The organism is Chryseobacterium sp. CFS15, assembly GCF_031118795.1.
In the GTDB taxonomy this organism is placed as follows: Bacteria; Bacteroidota; Bacteroidia; order Flavobacteriales; family Weeksellaceae; genus Chryseobacterium; species Chryseobacterium indoltheticum.
This window is the reverse complement of the sequence record NZ_JAVHYL010000005.1, coordinates 309,486-330,495: the sequence shown is the minus strand read 5'-3', so window position 1 is coordinate 330,495 and position 21,010 is coordinate 309,486. Positions and strand designations below refer to the sequence as shown.

Below are 21,010 nucleotides of genomic sequence, written 5' to 3'. Positions count from 1 at the left end.
ATTTAAAACAGTTTGTTTTCTTTCACAATAAATATATAATCTTTTCAATTGATAGTGAATGTCTTGGCTAAAATATTAACATAAGCAAATTTTTGAGATTGAGAAAAACTATCATTCAGAATTGTCATTTCTTTCTAATTAATCCATTACTTTGTATCTTTATAATCATTTTAAATAAGAATCAATGAAAATTGAGCAAATATATACAGGCTGTCTTGCACAAGGTGCATATTATATCGTATCGGAAAATGAAGCAGCAATCATAGATCCGCTAAGAGAAGTAAAACCATATCTCGACCGCCTGGACAAAGACAATGTCACTTTAAAATATATTTTTGAAACTCATTTTCATGCAGATTTTGTTTCCGGACATTTAGATTTAAGCAAAAAAACAGATGCTCCGATTGTTTACGGACCCACTGCACAGCCTGAATTTGAAGCGATTATCGCTGAAGACAATCAGATATTTGAGATCGGAAACATCAAAATAAAAGTACTTCACACCCCAGGTCATACGATGGAAAGTACAACTTATCTTCTGATTGACGAAAACGGTGTAGAAACTGCTATTTTTACGGGTGACACCTTATTTTTAGGTGATGTAGGACGACCTGATCTTGCTCAGAAAGCAGGAAGTGTAACCCAGGAAGATCTTGCGGGAATTTTATATGAAAGTTTACATAATAAAATTCTTCCTTTAGACGACAGCATTACGGTTTATCCGGCTCATGGAGCGGGTTCTGCCTGCGGAAAAAACATGCAGAAAGAAACGGTAGATATTTTAGGAAACCAAAAAAGAACAAATTATGCTCTGAATCAACCCGATAAAGAATCTTTCATAAGAGAAGTATTAGACGGATTGACAGCGCCACCAAAATATTTCGGGATGAATGTTGCCATGAATAAAGGCGGCTATGACAGTTTAGATACTGTGATGAACAGAGGTTTAAACCCCGTTTCAGTAGAAGATTTTGAAAGTTTTGCTGAAGAAACCGGAGCTTTGATTTTAGATACAAGAAGCCCTGCAGATTTTCATAAAGGCTTTATTCCAAATGCGATCAATATTGGTTTAAAAGGTGATTTTGCACCGTGGGTAGGAAGTCTGATTGTAGACGTAAAACATCCTTTATTGCTGGTTGCCGACGAAGGAACTGAAGAAGAAGTAATCACAAGATTGAGCAGAGTTGGTTTTGATCATGTTTTAGGATATCTAAAAGGAGGCTTTGAAGCATGGAAAAGCTCAACGAAAGAAATAGACGAAATAAAAAGAATTTCTCCTAGCGAATTTGCTGAAGTATTTAATGAAAATTCAAAAGTGATTGATGTAAGAAAGATCGGGGAATATTCGGCTGAACATATTGATAATGCTTATAGCAGGCCTTTGGACACGATTAGCGATTGGGTTTCTACCATTGATGACTCTGAACATTTCTTTTTACATTGTGCAGGAGGCTACAGAAGTATGATCGCAGCAAGCATCCTCAACTCACACGGAATCAGAAATTTCACCGAGATTGAAGGTGGCTTTAACGGCATTAAAAAAACAGAAAAATTTCCTATTTCAGATTTTGTATGCCAATCTAAAACTTTATAAATGAGAGTAAAAGTAAGTGCGTTAATTCTGATTTCAGTATTTGCGCTAAGCAGCTGCAAAACACAAGCTTTACCAGAAAATACTGTTCAAACCGACATTAAACAGGTTGTAAATAGCGCTGATGTAATTTTGGTTGACGTAAGAATTCCTGAGCAATATGCTGAAGCTACAGCAAAAGATGCCGTGAATATTCCGTTGGCTGATTTAGACAAAAATACGGATGCATTGAAAGGTAAAAAAGTAGTCGTTTTTTGCAACAAAGGTATACAGGCAGATCAAGCTGTAGAAATTTTAAAGAAAAAAGGAGTTGACGTTTATGATGGTACGACCTGGAAAAACGTAAAAGCCATTCAGGAAGAAAAACAGTAAAAACGAAATACAATGTCTCAAAAATTCCAAGAAATAATAGATTCTGAAAGACCGGTACTTATCGATTTTTTTGCTACTTGGTGTCAACCATGCAAGGTGCAGTCGTCGGTTCTGAATACAGTAAAAGAAAATGTTGGCGAAAAGGCCAGAATTATAAAAATTGATATCGATCAGTATCCTGCGATCGCCTCTCAGTATGGAGTTCGTGGAGTTCCTACCTTAGCAGTTTTCAAAAAAGGAGAATTGTTGTATAAAGAAAGTGGCGTGCATGACGTCAATCGATTGACCCAACTGTTGGAACAGTTTATGTAATAATATTTAGCCTAAATACTGGCTTATAAAAAAAGGCTTAGATTATAAAATCTAAGCCTTTTTTTTTGAATATTATCAAATCCTAAAACCTAATTAATTTTTAATTACTTTTTTAGATATTTTTTGTCCGTTTTTCAATTGCAGCTCAACAATATAAACTCCTTTCTGAAGCTGCTCCATATTGATTTGGTTATTTGAAAACTGAACATTCATTTTTTGCCCTACTATATTGGTAACGTTTACTTTATCAATATCCGAATCTGTTTTAATATTTAAAATCCCATTGGTTGGGTTTGGATAAATTCCTACAGCAATTTTTCTAATATCTGAAGTTCCTAAGCCTGTAGTAACATCTTTTATACATCTTACAGATTGGCCTTGAGCTCTTGGTCCGCCAGAATTTGGATTCGCTAACGCTGTAGAATTATATAAATATTTTCCTCCCGAATTGGCAACATCTCCACTCCAATAATATCCTCTTTCGCCCACATACGTAAATCCGCCGGTAATTTGACTTCTGTAACCTGCCGCCGGTAATTTTAATTTGCTTGTAAATGCATTGGCCGCACTAGACATTCCTTCTGCACCTACAGCAGCCACCCAATCTGCCTGAGAAGGTAATTTCCAACCTGCACCGATTGCTTTACAGGGATCAACACTCACTTCAGAAGTTATTGCTGAAGTGTTTGCTCCGTTCCATAAATCACTTAAAGCATTTGTTGACCACCACGCAGGGTTATTCCCTAAAATAAATGATGTAATACCGGAAAGACCTGTAGGATTATTAATTGCCGGAACGGTAGTTGTAGCAGAATTTCTGTTTTGATGACCATCATCCCATCTTCCCCACTGGAAAAGATCTCCGTAAGACTCAGTATCGGCCATTGCCGTCGCAACTTGTCTACTTCCTAGGTTCTGCTGAAGCCAAACTTTTCCATCTGCACCTCTTACTGTTGTATAAGTTACTTGCTGACCTTTGTAAGTAAAAGTTACACAACTTGTATCTCCCGGATTTGTTCCAGGATCAGCATTAGTACACCCCGGAGTGTTATTTGATAATTGAACTCTTTTTACCCTTACTCCATTTTGAGAATAAGTAAGAACCAATGTATTGCTTACCGTATCATATTGTAAATCATTGTATAAAGCAGCATCATCCGATACAAAATCACCTCCGAATGTTTCCCAAATATTAGATACTGAATTATAATGATATACGGTGTTTTTTCCACCGTTTGCAGCCCATCCGCTTGCTACAGTGTAGAGCTTCCCGGAAGGAGTAACAGCAATAGAAACATTATATAAGTCATTTGAAATACCAAAGTCGGCGTTACCAATCTGTACCCAATTTGTTCCATCAAATTTCTTTACATTCAGTTTTCTGTTATTTGCTGCTGTAGATGAATATACGACATATAAAGTATTGTCTGAGCCAATCGCAATATCTAAAGTTGCGTTTGCCCCTTCTGTAAAAGCACTTCCTACTGAAGTTCCACCCACTAAAGTCCATGCATCTGTTGAAGAAGCCGTCAAGCTATTTTCAAAAACTCTTACTCCGGAAGCTATATGACAAACATACACTTTTCCATTTGTTCCGATAACCATTTCTGCGTGCGTTGGATTTGCACCGGCAATATTTGTAGGACCTACTTGTTCCCAAGCTCCGTTCACCAATCTTTTTACCGTTCCTGAACCCACAGATGCATACACATACGGAATACCATTCGGAGCTACTGCTGATGCCTGATAATTTGTTGTATCTGTAAATGGAAATGGAAGTAAACTCCAGGATGTTCCATTAAATTTTCTTACTTCCATTCCCGAGTTAGGATAACCCCATTGATTAGTATAATAAACATTTCCCGAAGTATCTAAAGAAAGAGAGTTGTATGTTGCTGTAGCAGTAGTAATTCCTGCATTTCCTCCAACATATGACCAAGAGATCCCGTTAAATTTCTGTACAGAACCTTTTTGAACAGAAACATCATAGTACGAAACATAATAATTTCCCTGAGCATCAATCGCCAGATTATTATAACTGCTTCCACCAATAGAAATACTCCCCGTAGAACCCACATCTTCCCATTGCTGAGCATGTAGTGAACTTCCTACTATAGAAAGGATACCGATTCCGATTCCGGTTCCGATTTTCTTTGCTGTTAATTGTAAATTTTTAAACATAAATAACTTATTTTTATTTATTCTAAATTATATTTTAATTTTCGGCAAAATTACTCTTGATTACAGCAAATCAATTATCATATCCAACCTTTTAGTTATCCCGATGATTACTGCAATAATTCAAACATTTAAGTATAAAACAAAATTGATCACGTTTAAAATTATATTAAAATCGTTAGTTTTCACTTTAGATTATTCTAGCTGATGAGAGCTAGTTTGCAAATAAAATTCCAAAAAGATAATTTTATTTTTATTTATTCTAAATTTAATTTAATTTTGTTCGAAATTTAATTTCTATCCTATCATTGAATGAGATTAATTATTGAATGGAATCTTTTACTTACATATGAGAACGAAAACAGCGAAAGAAATAGATCGATCCAAAAGAGGTTTACTATTTAAATCTGAAGACATTAAGGTTGTTTTCAGTGAAGATGAAACAACTGGAAATTATTTAAAATCTCATTTCATTGAAGGAGAATCCAGTTTTAATCTTTTGTTTTTTCTGAGTCCGAATATCAATTTACTGACTTCAGATTGTGGAACTCATTTAAAATTCAAAAAAAATCAATACATTCTTCATTATTCTTCTGCAGAACACCGTGCAGAATTGTGGACAGAAAATCAGGACATCTTAAAATATCTTCAGATACAGATTAATTATCAATACGTTTTTAATTTAATCGATCCTAATTCTAACACCGAAAGTGCTGAAATACTGAAAAATATGAAGAATAACAGTTTCATTTTTCTTCACAAAGAGACTCCTCCCAATATGACTGTGGAAATGCACATGATCTTAAAGGAAATTTCGGGATATTCTAAAAAAGGGGTAATGCAGAAACTTTTTATTGAAGCTAAAATCATAAAATTGCTTGTTCTCATTTTTGAACAGTTTAAAGAAAAAGACAACAGCGATGATCATTCAAAAACTCCTGAAGCCATCAAAAAATTTTTGGACGAGAATTATCATAAAAACTTGAAAATCGAAGAGATATCTAAAATATTGGGTATTAATCAAAGTAAATTGAGAAAAGAATTTAAAGAACATTATCAAACGACTATTGTAAACTACATTTCAGAGCTCAGAATGCTGAAAGCAAAAAAGATGATCATCAATAATCAAATTATGATTAAAGAGATTGCAATAGAATGCGGTTATGAATATGTTCAGAATTTTACCCGTGCATTTAAGAAGAAATTCGGGGTATCACCGGAAAAACTGCGATTAGGGTAAAAAAGAAAAACCACTAAAATAAATTAGTGGTTTAATATATGTTGTTTTGCTTTGATATTACTTTCCCAGAATTCGTGTGAGAAAGCAATGACAATCAATTAATGATGTCCGTGATCGTGCCCGTGGCTATCGTGAATGAAAGGACCGTGACCTTTAGGCTGGCTGAAAATCACTTCAACGCCTTCTTGCTCAGTAAGCAATTTACTTCTAATCTGCTCAGGATCAAAAGGTTTTACTTTACCAAAATATTCTTTCAAACCTTCAGTTAACCACAAAGGAATAATAAAACCGAAAAACATTAAGATACACCAGAATCCTACAAGGAACATACATACAAAATAAATTGTCCAAAGGAATTGGTAAAACGGCCAAAATGCTGATAACATCATGTTTCTTAAATTTTAAGCAAAAGTAGGGCTTTTTTCTTTTTCATCAAAAGATATAGAACCTAAATTTTGCAATTTATTTTTATTTTAAACTAATTAATTTAGATATTAGAAGTTAGATGTTAGATATTAGACTACAATTGCAACCCTAAAATTCTTCAATATAACTTTCTAACCTAAAATTTTAATGGGCAAGGTTGGCGAAGAAATCGTTTCCTTTATCATCGGTAATGATGAATGCAGGGAAATCTTTCACTTCAATTTTTCTTACTGCTTCCATACCTAATTCAGGGAAATCAACGACCTCAACCGATAAAATATTATCTTTTGCCAAGATTGCAGCAGGTCCTCCAATCGAACCGATGTAAAAACCTCCGTATTTATGACAAGCATTGGTTACATCTGCTGTTCTGTTTCCTTTTGCCAACATCACCATACTTCCGCCGTGACTTTGGAATTCGTCTACATACACATCCATTCTTCCCGCTGTTGTGGGTCCGAAACTTCCTGAAGCCATTCCTTCCGGAGTTTTTGCAGGTCCCGCATAATAGATCGGGTGATTTTTGAAATATTCAGGCATCGGTTGTCCTGCATCCAACAATTCTTTGATTTTTGCGTGCGCAATATCTCTTGCAACGATCAATGTTCCGTTTAATTTTAATCTTGTTTTGATTGGATATTTTGAAAGCTCAGCCAAAATTTCAGGCATTGGTTTATTCAAATTAATCTCAACAGCTTCTTCTAAATGCGGAGGAGTTGCAGGTAAAAATCTTTTCGGATCTTGCTCCAATTGCTCTAAGAAAATACCATCTTTGGTAATTTTCCCTTTAATATTTCTGTCTGCTGAACAAGAAACTCCCATTCCAACCGGGCAAGAAGCTGCGTGACGAGGAAGTCGGATTACTCTAACATCGTGTGTTAAATATTTTCCGCCAAACTGTGCTCCGATTGCACTTTCCTGGCAAATTTTCTGAACTTTTGCTTCCCATTCCAAGTCTCTGAACGCTTGTCCTGCTTCATTTCCTTCTGTCGGAAGATTATCATAATATTTTGCAGATGCTTTTTTCACGGCAGCCAAATTTGCTTCTGCAGAAGTTCCACCAATGACCAAAGCTAAATGGTAAGGTGGACAAGCCGCTGTTCCCAAATCTGAAATTCTCTCTTTTACAAAAGCTTCCAAAGATTTTTTGTTCAGTAGAGATTTTGTTTTCTGGTAAAGGAAAGTTTTGTTTGCAGAACCTCCTCCTTTTGTTAAAAATAAAAACTCGTAATAATCCCCTTTTTTAGCATAAATATCAATTTGCGCCGGAAGATTTGAACCCGAATTTTTCTCATCAAACATCGTTAAAGGAACGACTTGAGAGTACCTTAAGTTTCTTTTTTGGTAGGTATTGTAAATTCCTTTGCTTAAATATTCTCCGTCTTCAACGCCAGTATAAACATTTTCACCTTTTTTACCCATCACAATTGCCGTTCCGGTATCTTGGCAAGAAGGAAGTGCTCCTTCTACAGCAACCGCAGCGTTTTGCAATAAATTATAAGCAACAAATCTGTCGTTATCAGTCGCTTCAGGATCATCGATAATTCTTCTCAAACTTTCTAAATGTGAAGAACGAAGCATAAAAGAAACATCTGCCATTGCCTCTTCAGCCAATAATTCCAAGCCTTTCGGATCGATCGTTAAAATTTCTCTTTCGCCATGCTTTTCAACCTTAACGTAGTCTGAAGTTAATTTTTTGTACACCGTATCATCTTTCAAAATTGGATACGGATCTTGATATTTAAAATCCATTTACTTTCTATTTCGGTGCAAAAATACGGCTTACGAGAAAAACATGAGCAAAATCAGCGACTTAAACTGTATTTATAATGATTATAAATTGCGAGGTTTTTGAGCATTGCTTAACTTTATGAATTGAGGCTGAAGTTAAGATTTAGAGTAAATTTTTTTTAAATTTAAACTCAACCTCAGCCTAAACCTTAATTAAACAATTTCACAATGAATTACAGAATAGAAAAAGACACCATGGGTGAAGTGCAGGTTCCTGCAGATAAGTTTTGGGGCGCACAAACGGAACGTTCAAGAAACAATTTCAAAATCGGTTCGGAAGGTTCTATGCCGCACGAAATCATCGAAGCTTTTGCTTATTTAAAAAAAGCTGCGGCATTTACAAACACCGATTTGGGAGTTCTTCCTGCTGAAAAAAGAGATATGATTGCAAAAGTTTGCGACGAGATCTTAGAAGGTAAACTGAATGATCAATTTCCTTTGGTGATCTGGCAAACCGGTTCGGGAACACAATCGAATATGAATGTGAACGAAGTGGTCTCAAACAGAGCTCACGTGAACAATGGCGGAACTTTAGGCGACAAATCTGAAGTTCATCCGAATGATGATGTGAATAAATCTCAGTCTTCAAACGACACCTATCCAACTGCAATGCATATTGCTGCTTATAAAAAAGTTGTTGAGGTAACCCTACCTGCAGTTGAGAAACTAAAAAATACGTTGAACGAAAAAGCAATCGAATTTAAAGACATTGTAAAAATCGGAAGAACGCATTTGATGGATGCTACTCCACTTACTTTAGGTCAGGAATTTTCAGGATATGTTGCCCAATTAAATTACGGAATCAAAGCGTTAAAAAATACATTACCTCATCTTTCTGAGCTTGCTTTAGGAGGAACCGCGGTGGGAACAGGATTAAATACACCTCAAGGTTATGATGTAAAAGTGGCTGAATATATTGCAAAATTCACCAATCTTCCTTTTGTAACGGCTGAAAATAAATTTGAAGCTTTGGCTGCTCACGATGCGATTGTAGAATCTCACGGAGCTTTAAAACAATTGGCGGTTTCTTTATACAAAATCGCTCAGGATGTAAGATTATTGGCTTCAGGGCCACGTTCAGGAATTGGAGAAATTCATATTCCGGAAAATGAACCGGGTTCATCAATTATGCCGGGAAAAGTAAATCCGACGCAGAACGAAGCTTTAACAATGGTTTGTGCGCAGGTTTTAGGAAACGATACAACGATTTCGTTTGCAGGAACGCAGGGAAATTATGAACTGAATGTTTTCAAACCTGTAATGGCTTACAATTTCTTACAGTCTGCTCAGCTAATTGCCGATGCTTGTATTTCATTTAATGATCATTGTGCCGTTGGAATTGAGCCAAATCACGCAAGAATCAAAGAGTTGGTAGATAAATCTTTGATGTTGGTTACCGCTTTGAATACGCACATTGGTTATGAGAATGCTGCGAAAATTGCAAAAACCGCTCACAAAAACGGAACAACACTGAAAGAAGAAGCCATCAACCTTGGCTTTGTGACTTCTGAGCAGTTTGACGAGTGGGTGAAGCCTGAAGATATGGTGGGAAGCCTGAAATAGATTAAATATTGATAAAACAAAAACACTCTACAGAAGATCCCGCGGAGTGTTTTTGTTTGTTAATGTGAATGTTATTTTTTTATATTCAATTCTTATACCAAATTGAAAAATTCGTCAATTTATCATAATTATTTTTTGTTGAAGAATAGTATTGCCTCCTGAATATTTTTATCCTGTAACAAATCATCAAAATTATCCTGCTTTGAAACAACAATATCTGGTATAATCTGCTTGTAATAATTCCCATTTCTATCGCAATCATATCCAATGCTTAAAGGCATTCTTGCATCAAAAGGCAGAGTTACCACCATATTGGAAGTTGTTTTCCCTAAAGTTTTTTCTCCTATAAAAATGGTATTGGGTCTTCCTTTAAAAGCTAAAGCCGTCACTTCGCCTGAACTTGCCGTTAATCCACCAATGATTACTGCAACTTTAGATTTATTTATCAATTCTCCGCTTGGCTTTATATAAGAAGGTTTCTTATCTCCCTGATCGTAAACTCCTTTATTTAATTTTGTAGAATTAATCAGTTTTTTATCGCCGTCAAGAGTTCCCCAAACAACATTATCTCCTAACAAATCATATAAAGCTAATAACATTGGCGCCGAATTTCCACCTATATTAAAGCGAAGATCTACAATCCAACCTTCCAATTTATTATCGCTTTTTAATTCAGCTATTTTGTCATATAAAGGCTGAGCAATTTTATGAATATTTTCAGAACTAAAATCATCAAACGAAATATTTGGCATTAAGATGTAACCATACTTTTCATCTAAAACTTTTGCTTCGAACCCCGGTTTAGCTTTAAATTTTCTCATCCACGCATCACTGAAATCCTCCCATTGAATATCGACTGCAGGACCATAATTTTTCCCCTGATACATTACCTTAGAATGATCTGCCTCAATTTTATCAAGCAAAACCTTCACTTCTTTCAAAGAACCTTTAAAGTCTTTTGCCGTTTCAAGATTTTTAAATGTTTCAGCCTTTAATTTCTTCCAGTCAAAATCTTTTTTGTGTAAATACGCTACTTCTAACGATTTAAACACTTTATCATAGAAAACTTTTGTACTGTCCTGTGACGTCTTTATTCTTTGCGCATTGATATTGATCGTGAGACAGAAAACGCAGATGAGTCCTAAAAGCTTAGTCATTATTGTTGATCGATCCATTCATATAAATTACCATCCCAAAGCTACTCCAAAAACCAAAGCTTTGTCGTTTTGAAAATAAGAATCTTTGAAGAAGTTGCTGAAATCTTTTTTCACAAAAAGACTTATATTATCATAAGATACTGTAAACTGAGCACCATAAACAAAAGGATTTACCTGATAATTTGATCGGTCTCTGATATTTTTATCGTCTCCTTTCACAATATTATTGGTTGACATTTTAATTCCGCCATACATATTCGCTCCCACTCTGAAACCATCTGAATAGGGTCTGTACTGAACATCCATTCCTGCATTTTTCAGTTTAGAGAAATTATATTGAAAACCAAGCGGAACCATAATATAACCTGTTCTTAGTTTAGCCTTATCAAGACTTCCTTCAAATTTTGATAGTGAAACTTCTCCGTTTTGTTTTGTAAAAACCATATTATTATCTGTACGTACGGTTCTCCAGGAAAAGCCTAATCCGGAAATCAACCCCCACGGACTGGTTCTGCCAAACTGATAATTGAATTTAAAACCAAATTCAAGATTGTTGGCGTAACCTAGGTTTTTATCTAAATCATTATCTACTTTATCATTCGTCAACGTCATGATTCCATAAGAAACATATCCGTCAAAGCTTTTTTTAGGTCGAAACTTTTTCAGTAATTTTTCTTTTAACTCTTCGTTTGAAGTCACGTCAGAATTCAAAAGTGAGTATCTTACCTGTTTCTGAATGACCTGATCCAAATCAAAACCCAACGTTTCAATTCTCTCGTCAATCTTTTGTGAATAGCTATCTGCAATCTGAGCTTTTTGCTTATCGAAATCGGCTTTATCTAAATTTTTAGCCTGAAGAACCAACAATTCAGATTCCATCAGTTTCTTTTCTTCCTGAATAATGGCATTGATTCGTGTAGCATATTCTTCCACCTTCTCCTTTACAATCGGGCTAACCGTAGTATCTTCTTTTGATTGAAGGTTTAAACTTAACGATTTTCTTTGTGCATTTATTGAGGTCGCAACAAGGCACAACATTCCTGTAATGATAAATTTCTTAATCATGATATTATATTTTTTTTTAGTTTAAATTGAATTATTTTGTATTGAGGTCGATGGTCGCAACATTGCTTCCGTCCTTAGATTTTTCGATAACATCTTTATGCTCTACTGAGAAAAGCAGTGTTGAAGGATCTACATATCTTTTCTTTTTCTGAGTCTTTACAGAGTCAGCTTTCGCCATAATTTTTGTTGGCGAATTCAGCGTAATGTGTGAAGCGATAGCTGAAGGATTTTCTTTAAGTAAAGGCAGATTACTGTTGACAGGAACTGCTTTTTCGACTTTTTCTTCCGAAGGAATATTTTTTATCTGAGACAATTTTCCGTGATCCTCTTTTGTGATCATTTCCTGCGAATTTATTTTTTCAGGCTGTGCTGTTACATTTTCTTCTTTCAAAGAAGGTGTTTTCACCGTTTCGGCAACCTGTATTTTGGGTTCGGATTCGTTATTAAAAAACAAAACCGCACCCAAGCCAAATACCAAAACAAAACATGCGGCAAGCAACACCCAGTTCAGGCTAGATTTTTTTGAACTAGTATTTTCGGTTTGCGTTTGAATTTCTGACCACAAATCTCTTGAAGGAGTCACTTCCCGCTCGTCGATCTGCTTTTTGATCTGATATTCCAAATTATTTTTAAACGTGTTCATTTTTCAGTTTTTTTTGTTGTTGAAAGTAAACCTTTCTCAATTTTTCTTTTGCTCTGAAGAGTTGTGTTTTACTTACTGCCAAAGAAATATTTAGCGTATCTGCAATTTCCTGATGCGAATATTCTTCAATCACATAAAGGTTAAAAACCATTCTGTACGCATCCGGAAGCTGATCTAAAAGCTCCTGAGCATTAAAATCAAAATCGATTGCCTCTTCATGTAAATCTTCCAAAACAGAAGCATGAACGTCGTCGAGATAAAAAACCGTCTTGCGGCTTTTGATAAAATTAAGACATTCGTTGACTACAATTTTTCTCGCCCAACCTTCAAAGTTTCCTTCACCACGAAAGCTTTCTATATGTTTAAAAATCTTGCAAAATGCTTTGATCACGCAATCTTCCGCCTGATACAAATCGCTGACGTAGCTTTTGGCTACACTCAGGAATTTTTTTACACTCTGGTCGTAAAAGATTTTCTGCGCAGCCGGTTCCTGCCTTTTAAGGCGGCTTAGCAAATCCTCTTTTTTATTATTAAACAAAAGCTTCATGGTTTATTCTGTTTCTATAGTAAAGACAGCAAAAGTTTAAAATGGTTACAGAAAATTTTATTTTTTCAATTAAAACAACATAACCAACTGAAAATGAATAATATATTTTTTTAAGAATTTATATTTAAAGAGATGTTTTTTCTGTAGATATTTCCTGTTTGCCTAAACTTACCTGATCAGCAAAATATTTTTCAAGATCCTGTAAGGTTTCAGGAGTCGTCTGAATATCACGCACAACTTCTCCTTTATTGACCACCACAATTCTATTACAAACTTCTGTAGTATGCGATAGATCGTGACTGGAAATTAAAAAAGTAACTCCATTTTCATTTGCAAAATCACGAATCATATTTTTAAGCTTGATTTGTGTAGAAGGATCAAGATTCGCAAAAGGCTCATCAAGAATAATAATTTCCGGCTTACCAATTAAAGCACCTACAATTCCCACTTTTTTCTGATTTCCTTTTGAAAGATCGCGAACGTATTTTCCTGAATTTACGATTTCACCATTAAAAAGATCATGAAACTGCTTTAAAAATTCGTCTACCGAAGCTTTATTCTGCCCTCTCAATTCGCCGATGAAATAGAAATATTCTTCAGGAGTAAGATAACCGATCAAAAAGGTTTCATCAATAAACGCTGAAACTTTATTTTTCCAAGCTTCAGATTCGTTTACTTTGATATCATCAACACTTACAAAGCCTGTTGTCGGCTGAATAAGGTCAAGAACAAGACTGAAAAGTGTAGTTTTTCCCGCTCCGTTGTTTCCGACCAAGCCGAAAGTTTCCCCTTTTTGAATTTCAAGATTTTCTATATTAAGAACGGTTGCATTTCCGTATGTCTTTTTTAAATTCTGTATTGTAATCATGTTGTTGAATATTGGATGTTTGATTTTAGGTGATGGATGTTTATATTTTGACATACCAATTCACTTTTACTTTTAACTTTAACCTTGGCTCTTTAGCTGTTAATCTTTTTTAAATGCTTCTAAGGTGCTGTACTTTTCAGATTTGTATTTTTTAATAATAATATCGAATATTTTTTCGCGTAAAACGAAACCCAAAAGCCCCAATGCTGCGATACTTATTACCGCTGCCTGAATGCCAAAAAAGTAATTCATTGCGCCGTAAACTGCCATTGGTAAGATCATTTTAGGTATCATAAGAATCAGGGCTTTAAAGCTGAAACTGTTTTTCTGCCCTACTCTTTTCTCTTTTAAATTAAGATCAACCTGGGTTTTATTGTAAGCTCCCGACCAAAGAGTAAATTGTGAATTGACACCGATATTGTAAAGCCCCGCCGCAAAAAAGGCGAAATACACATCCCATCCGAAATATGCGTAGAAAAGCGCCAGCACAATACAAAATACAGTGACAATATTCAGCAGCCACCATTTTGCCTTGATGTACTCTTTGTACGGAACATTGAGTGTCATCATCAACGGATAATACGCACTGTCGAAAGACGGAACACGCTGCCCAAAAGTAAACTGAAAGCCTCCGGTCACAAAAAGCCCCATAAACATTAATGCTGTAGGCGTTTGATAATATTTATTAGTAAACATTAATAATCCGTAAAACACAAACATAAAACTACCGAGCAAAATGCCTTTCGTCACCTTGTTTCTCTTCAGCATTCTAATATCATTGTTGATAAAAGTTCCTATTGCGCCGTATCTATTCAGAAAATCTATATTTTCGGTTTTACCAACAACCTTTTTGGCTTCGAGTCCTTCATCAAGATAAAAACCTTTGCGGATATAGTTGAATGTTATTTTCCACAATCCTGCGAACAATGCAATCGGAATGAGCACAAAATAAGGCTTTTCAAAAATAGTATAGAAAAACGTTTCCGAATAAGACAATGTCGGGATTACATCATAATACGTCAATAACGACACTACCGCGATAATTACTCCGACGCCGATCGCAATTTTCTCTTTATCGTTAAAAAGGAAGTTCAGAAAATTATTGAGATAAAACAGAAGCGAAACGCCGACAAACCAGGAAATCGTGTTTAAGACACCGTATCCGTTGAAGAGCATAATTCCGCAAAAAGTAATAAAGAAAAAGGAATTCATCCAGCTGAACGGACTTAAAAAAGTTTTGATCAAAGTATAATTAACCACTACTTTTTTAGGAATATTCAACGTCAAAAAAGGTTTTATATTCTGGGTAGGAAGCTGCTGAACTATATATTTAAAGATAAGATCTACCACCCAGGCTACGATCAGAAATCGGGAAACCATCTTCAGCGGGTTTTCTCCCATTTCTTTTTCTACATAGAAATAAGCCAGGAAAGCCATTCCTGCAAAACAGAAAATAAAGTAGAAGATCCCGATCATTCGGAATATCTTCATAAGCAAATTCAAACCGACCGAAGATCCTCTAAAAAAACTTTTCCATTCCAGCTTCAAAAATCTTTTAAACATAATTTACTTTTTAAATATTAGTAAAGAAAAGTTTAAAATTGTTACATAATTTGTCACTAAATATGGGGATAGTCGCAATTTCAAATAATTAAGATTCATTAAAAGGTTTTCATTTTTATTCTAAACAACATTTGGGCACTTACAAATGTATTTTTCGCAGTACTACACCATAATTAATACAAATAACCCACACTATGTTATTATAAATAGTATATTTGATACCATTAACAATTAAAAACACAATGATATGCCAGTACAGTATTCACTAAGTGAGAAGGGAAACCCTTCTGATCAAACAGCTCCAAAGAAATTCTACGCCAATGCAAAATCTACAGGTGAAGTTACTTTCCGTAGCCTCAGTAAAGAAATTGCAGGCGGCTCTACTACAGTAAGCGACACCGATGTTTTAGCCGTATTGAATGATTTGACGAAAGCACTTGCTAAGCATCTTTCTGAAGGAAGAATTGTAAGATTCGGAGATTTCGGATCTTTCAGCTTAACGTTGAGCAGCGAAGGAGCGGAGACCGCCGACAAGTTTAATTCTTCTATGATTAAAAGCGCAAAAATCGCTTTCCGTCCCGGAATTGATCTTAAAGAAATGCTTGCTGTTGTCAAGTTTGAAAAAGCTAAGTAAGCAATTTTAAAAAGCAGGCGTGCATTTCTGAAAAGCAAGCCTGCTTTTTCTAAAAGCTCCCGTGGATTTGTGTAAATCGACGGGAGCTTTTTGTATAATCGTCGAAAGGATTTTGGAATAAGCATTATAGAACTGGATGATATTGTAAAGCCAGAAGAAGGTTACCCGGCAAACAAAAAGATACATTGAAGAAAATTGAAGTAATAATTTGATTCAAAATCAAACTAATAATTACAACAGTTCTGATAAGCTTACAGAAAGTCTTTTAGATCAAATCACATTCCTTAAAGAAGAAAACCAACGGCTGAAAAAAGAAATAGAGCAGCTAAATAAAATATAAACAAAATGCCCGAAGAATTTCTTCGGGCATTTATATTATAACTTCTCGATATGATTTTTTCCAAAAATCTACTCGAAGTGACGGTGGCTACAATACCATTATTAATTACTTCACTTCAACAAAATTATCTTCAGGATTTACATCTGCTAATCTGTGACTGAAATCTATTCCTAAAACTCTCAACTGAGATTTGTTGTATGGAACAGTGAAAGTATATTCTTTCTGCGTCCAAGGCCAGTACTTTAAAGTGGTAAATTCTCCGAATGCATCTTTGGTTTTCCAGGTATGCGTCATGTTTAACGGAATCTGATAATTTACTATTTTATTATCGGAAGTAATGACGCTAAAATCAATCGGCATAGGAATCTGACTGTTGTTAACTAAAGTTACCGTTGTAGATTGAGCACCATATTGTACGTCCTTAATTCCGTAATCAATGGTTTTTGTGGTGTTGATCCAATAATGATGAAACCATTTCAGATCCATCCCCGAAACTTTTTGTGCAATATGAAGGAAATCTCTGTCGGTAGGATGTTTCAAGCTCCATTCTTTGAAATATTCAGTCATGATTTTAGATAAATTTTCTTCTCCAACAATATATCCTAATTGTACCAAATACAATTCACCCTTCACATAACTGGCATAAGAATATGCTGTTCCATTGTCGTGGTGATCACCCAACCAAACTGCAGGCTCTTCAATACCTTTTTTTAGAAACTTTCTGTAAGCATCAATCTTTTCAACGAAAGCATTCGGTCGGTTATCTTTCGGCGGAAATAACTGATGCATTACGTAACTTTCGGCATAACTTGTAAACCCTTCATCCATCCACGGTCTCACAGGTTCGTTAGTTGCCAGCATTTGCTGATACCACGAGTGAGAACCTTCGTGAGCCATCAATCCCATCAAATCTTCAATATTTTTGGCTTCCCCTAAAATCATTGTACACATTCCATATTCCATTCCGCCATCACCCCCTTGAATGAAGGCGTAAGACGGATAAGCATATTTCCCGAATTTAGAATTCATAATCTGGAAATATCTGGTGACATAAGGTTTTGCTTCACCCCAAGCCTTTGTTTTATCGTTTTTCTGATACACAAAATATACTTTCGGACCTTGCGGAACATCGAAACTTTCTACAGAATAATCTCTGTCTGCAGCCCAGGCAAAATCGAGCATATTTTTGGCAGTCCATTTCCAGGTTGCTTTATTGTGATCAGCTTTAATCTGCGCTGAAGCATCATAGCCTCTTACTTCTTTTGGATTTAAAAGTGTTCCTCCAGCTCCCACAACATAATCTTTATTTATTTTAATCGTGACATCAAAATCTGCGAACGGTGCATGAAATTCTCTTCCTATATAATCAAAAGTTGCCCATCCATCATAATCGTATTCTGCAATTTTAGGATACCATTGCGTCATCGTCATATCGACACCTTCACGGTTGTTTCTTCCGCTTCTTCGGATTTGTTGCGGAATTACAGCATCCCACTCCATTGTAAAGGTAGTTTTTGAATGTGCCTTAATCGGTTTATCCAAATATACTTTCATTACCGTTTCCTGAATTTCAAACTTCAGCTCTTTGCCGTTTTGTTTGATCCAATGGATATTTTGAGCACCTTCTTCGTTTTTAGGAATTGAAGCCAATCTGGAAACTCCTTCTTTCTGTAATCTTGAATCCCCATTTTTTCCCTGATTTGCCACTCTTTGATCCATCATTGAGTTTGGTTTAAAAGCGTTCCAATACAAATGGAAATAAACAACATTGAGCTCGTCTGGCGAATTGTTAGAATAATTTAAAGTCTGATTTCCCTTATAAGTAAATTCTTCTGCATTGACGTCGATATCCATTTTATATTGTGCAGCCTGCTGATAATAGGCATTTTGCTGTGCCTGAAACTGCGAAATAACAAATGCAAAAAGGATTATAAACGATTTTCTCATTGATATAATTTTATTTTTTTAAAGGTAAGTAATTTTTAAAAGAAGCTCAAATGTGATTATTTAAGGTCTATTGTGTGCTTTGATTATTTAATAAGGATAATGTTAAAATTTTCTGTTGTATATTTTGCTGATAATGAAGATTCTTAGAAAACTTCTTTGTAAGATTTGCTTAATATGCGAGAGATACACTTAAAGTATTAGCCACGAATTACACGAATCTTCACTAATGGTTGCACATAAGAATCTGTAAAATTCTTAGGATTTCTTTAAACCAGAAATGACAACAAACAATCGTAATTTATTTGTTTTTAAATAAGATCATCTTTTTAATCAAAGTAATCTGTCCCAAATGATAATAAGCATGCTCAATCATGCCATCAATATTTCTTAGATAGGTGCCATATTTTTCATCAACAAAAACTTCATTCAATTTATCATCAGGCATCTGTTCTAACATTGTTACTAACTTTTCAGAATCAGTCCATAATTTATTGAGAAGTTCAGCCCATTGTTTCTGAGATTCAATCGGAGGAAGATCGAAACTAAATTTATCTTTGATTTCCAAGTCGCCACCTTCAAAAACATTAAGAATTCCTGCGATGTAGTAATCAACATGAAAAGTGAGCATGGCAATGGTATTTATATTACCAATCTTCGTTGTTGCCTGTTCCCAAGTAACATCCGAAAGTTTAGCTTTAAAATTGGTATTGGCAATCCACAAACCATCAAGCATTACTTCTCTGAATCTTTTTGCTAATTGTAAGGCTGTACTCATTTGTTTTAGTTTTAATAAATTTAAAGATAATATTTTTTTGAGCTCCCCGCAGATTTCACAGATGAGTGTGCATAAATTGTTAGAGATTCTTTAATACTTTTAAAAAGAAATTTTCTTTCCCCAGCCCTAAAGGGTGGAAAATTTCTCAACATTCGTTAAGACTACACTCTTTTAAGATGGAAAATTAATTTTTATGAATTTTGGAGAGATATTACACACAAGTAATTGGCATTATACGTATGGGAAAAAACAAAACCTCAAATGCAAAAACACTTGAGGTTGATCTATAATTTAAAATAAATTATTTTTTAGGTGAAATTTCTTTCTTTCCGCTTTGTAAGATCTTTTCAAGGATTCTTAAGGTAATCAGATACGTTGGTTTTACTCCAGTCAATCCCAATCCTCCCGAAGAAAGCGTAGCTCCAGTTTCCAAAGGATTATCTGAAGCATAATAAGCGTAACTCACAAAAAGATCCGGTGCTATGTGATGTCTGATTTTTGACGCCACCTGAATTGCTTTCTGGTAATGTGCACCTTCCATCTCAAGACCAATCGCTTTCCAGGAAGTATTCATAAAATACTGAAGAATATCTCTGTTTTGAAGAGATGTTCCCAAAACGGTAATCATCGGTCCTTCAAAAGCATTTAATTCATCATCTTCAAAATCTTCCAATTTCAAAGCATTTTCGAAAGGATAATTGTCTGCCGTTCCTTCAAAAATATGAGCGGTCGGGATCATAATGTCTCCTTTTCCACCTTCAAGAATTCCGGCTTTCCCCATAATAGAAACTGATTTCACCTTCATCATATAGACTTCGCCTTTTTGTTCGAAAGGTCTCAGCAATTCATCCATCACCTCAAAAGCCTGTTCACCAAATGCATAATCGAAAACCATGATCACATCGTCTCCATCGTATTTCAAATGTCCGAAAGGTGTATTTTTAAGATTGGTTTTGCTTAAATCGATAATCTGAACGTCGATGTTACTTCCGCTCTTATCGTTGATGTAGATTAAGCCTTCATCCAAAGCGTATTTTGAAACTTTATCACGAAGATCTTTTTTATCTGAAATATCTCCGTATAGTTTGTAATCTACTTCTTTGGAATCTTTTTTCTTTAAAGCATCATTTCCGTACAGCATATTTTTTACGGAGTGCATGTTGGCCGAAATAATGTGTAACGGACGCATATGAAGATCGTTTTCAAACAAAAATTCTTTCACTTTGTGAGCCCATTTCTCTCCAAAATAGTGGTGCCCTACTCTTTCTTTAAGGATTGCACTGAAATAAATTTCTCTTTCGCGGCTCTGTTTAGCATCTTCCAAACTCACTTTTCCTAAATGGTAAATGATTTTGAATAATCTATCCGGATTTTCATCGTCGCCGAAAGTATTGTAAGCGTTTAAAGTTTCATCGAAAGTTCTTCCTATTAAAGAAGAAAGATGAATCAAAGCCACTTCTTTTTCTCTTCTGCTGAATTTTTTCTCACCTTTTACCACTTCTTCGATGATCTTGAAAGCTCTTGTCGGCTTCCAGTTTTCATCCTGAATAAATGCGAGGTTACGAATTTTATCTGCTTCTATAAATAAGAACGTTAAATGCGTAAGAATATCATAGATTTCTGAACGACCCAAAAGAACTTCGATGTTCATCTGATGTTCGTCGATTCGGTAACAGTTTCTTCTTCTCTTTTTAGGAACGATCGGCTCGAAACTTCCTTTGTCAAAACCTTCATCTGATGTAAGATGAATGAAAGCGCATTCTTCAATACCTTCTGGAAGTCTGTCTAAAACATACATCAAACCATCCAATTCCAATTTGCTTGGAATGCTCATGGTACCGTAAATTTCCGGATTGATCGTCTTCAACAAACTTCTAATGCTTTCTCCAGAAACCCCGCTCGGCTTAAAAAACCCTCTATAAAACAGGTGTCTCATAGATATGTATAGTCTTTCAATTGCCTCGGTAGTTTCTCTTGCTCTAGAATTTGTCATATATT

General features: G+C 35.2%; 18 protein-coding genes. 6 read left to right on the top strand and 12 right to left on the bottom strand.

Annotated elements, in window-relative coordinates; all coding sequences use genetic code 11:
* The first annotated feature begins 184 nt into the window (after nucleotides 1-184).
* The 3 genes from OH814_RS10720 to OH814_RS10710 are packed head-to-tail and all read left to right on the top strand — an operon-like array spanning nucleotide 185 to nucleotide 2,275.
* The gene (locus OH814_RS10720; RefSeq protein ID WP_279195656.1) at nucleotides 185-1,594 is read left to right on the top strand and encodes a rhodanese-like domain-containing protein; all 1,410 of its coding nucleotides are present in this window, start codon (nucleotides 185-187) and stop codon (nucleotides 1,592-1,594) included.
* On the top strand, nucleotides 1,595-1,963 hold the full coding sequence (locus OH814_RS10715; RefSeq protein ID WP_279195657.1) for a rhodanese-like domain-containing protein: 369 nt from the start codon (nucleotides 1,595-1,597) through the stop codon (nucleotides 1,961-1,963). It abuts the gene before it with no gap.
* Nucleotides 1,964-1,975: 12 nt separating this feature from the next.
* Nucleotides 1,976-2,275, top strand: coding sequence for a co-chaperone YbbN (locus tag OH814_RS10710; protein WP_115620610.1), 300 nt, complete (start codon nucleotides 1,976-1,978; stop codon nucleotides 2,273-2,275).
* A gap of 93 nt (nucleotides 2,276-2,368) precedes the next feature.
* Here OH814_RS10710 and OH814_RS10705 read toward each other — a convergent pair whose 3' ends face one another.
* A complete protein-coding gene (locus OH814_RS10705; protein WP_308828139.1) occupies nucleotides 2,369-4,456 on the bottom strand; it encodes a T9SS type A sorting domain-containing protein in 2,088 nt (695 codons plus the stop codon).
* A 346-nt stretch (nucleotides 4,457-4,802) separates the two neighbouring features.
* Between OH814_RS10705 and OH814_RS10700 the strand changes: the two genes are divergently transcribed.
* Nucleotides 4,803-5,693, top strand: coding sequence for an AraC family transcriptional regulator (locus OH814_RS10700; protein WP_308828138.1), 891 nt, complete (start codon nucleotides 4,803-4,805; stop codon nucleotides 5,691-5,693).
* Between the two features lie 98 nt (nucleotides 5,694-5,791).
* On the opposite strand, the gene OH814_RS10695 is transcribed toward OH814_RS10700, so the two are convergent.
* Both OH814_RS10695 and OH814_RS10690 read right to left on the bottom strand, forming a co-directional pair.
* Nucleotides 5,792-6,082: a hypothetical protein gene (locus tag OH814_RS10695; protein WP_076561283.1), complete on the bottom strand. Its 291-nt coding sequence runs from the start codon at nucleotides 6,080-6,082 to the stop codon at nucleotides 5,792-5,794.
* Between the two features lie 181 nt (nucleotides 6,083-6,263).
* Nucleotides 6,264-7,871 carry a fumarate hydratase gene (locus tag OH814_RS10690; RefSeq protein WP_308828137.1) on the bottom strand — a complete coding sequence of 536 codons (1,608 nt, stop codon included), beginning with the start codon at nucleotides 7,869-7,871 and terminating at the stop codon, nucleotides 6,264-6,266.
* Between the two features lie 207 nt (nucleotides 7,872-8,078).
* On the opposite strand from OH814_RS10690, the gene fumC reads away from it, so the two are divergent.
* Complete coding sequence (fumC, locus tag OH814_RS10685) at nucleotides 8,079-9,473, top strand: class II fumarate hydratase (RefSeq protein WP_308828136.1); 1,395 nt, start codon at nucleotides 8,079-8,081, stop codon at nucleotides 9,471-9,473.
* Nucleotides 9,474-9,601: 128 nt separating this feature from the next.
* On the opposite strand, the gene OH814_RS10680 is transcribed toward fumC, so the two are convergent.
* From OH814_RS10680 to OH814_RS10655, 6 genes are all read right to left on the bottom strand, one after another.
* Nucleotides 9,602-10,630: a S41 family peptidase gene (locus tag OH814_RS10680; RefSeq protein ID WP_308828135.1), complete on the bottom strand. Its 1,029-nt coding sequence runs from the start codon at nucleotides 10,628-10,630 to the stop codon at nucleotides 9,602-9,604.
* A 27-nt stretch (nucleotides 10,631-10,657) separates the two neighbouring features.
* Nucleotides 10,658-11,695 (bottom strand): outer membrane beta-barrel protein, encoded by a 1,038-nt coding sequence (locus OH814_RS10675; RefSeq protein ID WP_308828134.1) that lies wholly within the window; start codon nucleotides 11,693-11,695, stop codon nucleotides 10,658-10,660.
* A gap of 31 nt (nucleotides 11,696-11,726) precedes the next feature.
* A complete protein-coding gene (locus OH814_RS10670) occupies nucleotides 11,727-12,338 on the bottom strand; it encodes a hypothetical protein (RefSeq protein WP_308828133.1) in 612 nt (203 codons plus the stop codon).
* A complete protein-coding gene (locus OH814_RS10665) occupies nucleotides 12,325-12,885 on the bottom strand; it encodes an RNA polymerase sigma factor (protein WP_308828132.1) in 561 nt (186 codons plus the stop codon). Before OH814_RS10665 ends, OH814_RS10670 begins: the two co-directional genes overlap by 14 nt.
* A 124-nt stretch (nucleotides 12,886-13,009) precedes the next feature.
* Complete coding sequence (locus OH814_RS10660) at nucleotides 13,010-13,753, bottom strand: ABC transporter ATP-binding protein (protein ID WP_308828167.1); 744 nt, start codon at nucleotides 13,751-13,753, stop codon at nucleotides 13,010-13,012.
* Nucleotides 13,754-13,852: 99 nt separating this feature from the next.
* Nucleotides 13,853-15,316 carry a DUF5687 family protein gene (locus OH814_RS10655; protein WP_308828131.1) on the bottom strand — a complete coding sequence of 488 codons (1,464 nt, stop codon included), beginning with the start codon at nucleotides 15,314-15,316 and terminating at the stop codon, nucleotides 13,853-13,855.
* 247 nt (nucleotides 15,317-15,563) lie between these two features.
* Between OH814_RS10655 and OH814_RS10650 the strand changes: the two genes are divergently transcribed.
* Nucleotides 15,564-15,950 carry an HU family DNA-binding protein gene (locus OH814_RS10650; protein ID WP_115620620.1) on the top strand — a complete coding sequence of 129 codons (387 nt, stop codon included), beginning with the start codon at nucleotides 15,564-15,566 and terminating at the stop codon, nucleotides 15,948-15,950.
* A 445-nt stretch (nucleotides 15,951-16,395) separates the two neighbouring features.
* Here the strand turns inward: OH814_RS10650 and OH814_RS10645 are convergent, their stop codons facing one another.
* The 3 genes from OH814_RS10645 to OH814_RS10635 all read right to left on the bottom strand — a co-directional run bounded on the left by OH814_RS10645 (nucleotide 16,396) and on the right by OH814_RS10635 (nucleotide 21,005).
* Nucleotides 16,396-18,237, bottom strand: a complete 1,842-nt coding sequence (locus OH814_RS10645) for a M1 family metallopeptidase (protein ID WP_308828130.1) — start codon at nucleotides 18,235-18,237, stop codon at nucleotides 16,396-16,398.
* A gap of 298 nt (nucleotides 18,238-18,535) precedes the next feature.
* Entirely contained in the window at nucleotides 18,536-19,012 is a 477-nt protein-coding gene (locus OH814_RS10640) for a DUF1572 family protein (protein ID WP_123886371.1), read from the bottom strand.
* A 301-nt stretch (nucleotides 19,013-19,313) separates the two neighbouring features.
* Nucleotides 19,314-21,005 carry a DUF6909 family protein gene (locus tag OH814_RS10635; RefSeq protein ID WP_308828129.1) on the bottom strand — a complete coding sequence of 564 codons (1,692 nt, stop codon included), beginning with the start codon at nucleotides 21,003-21,005 and terminating at the stop codon, nucleotides 19,314-19,316.
* Nucleotides 21,006-21,010 lie beyond the last annotated feature (5 nt).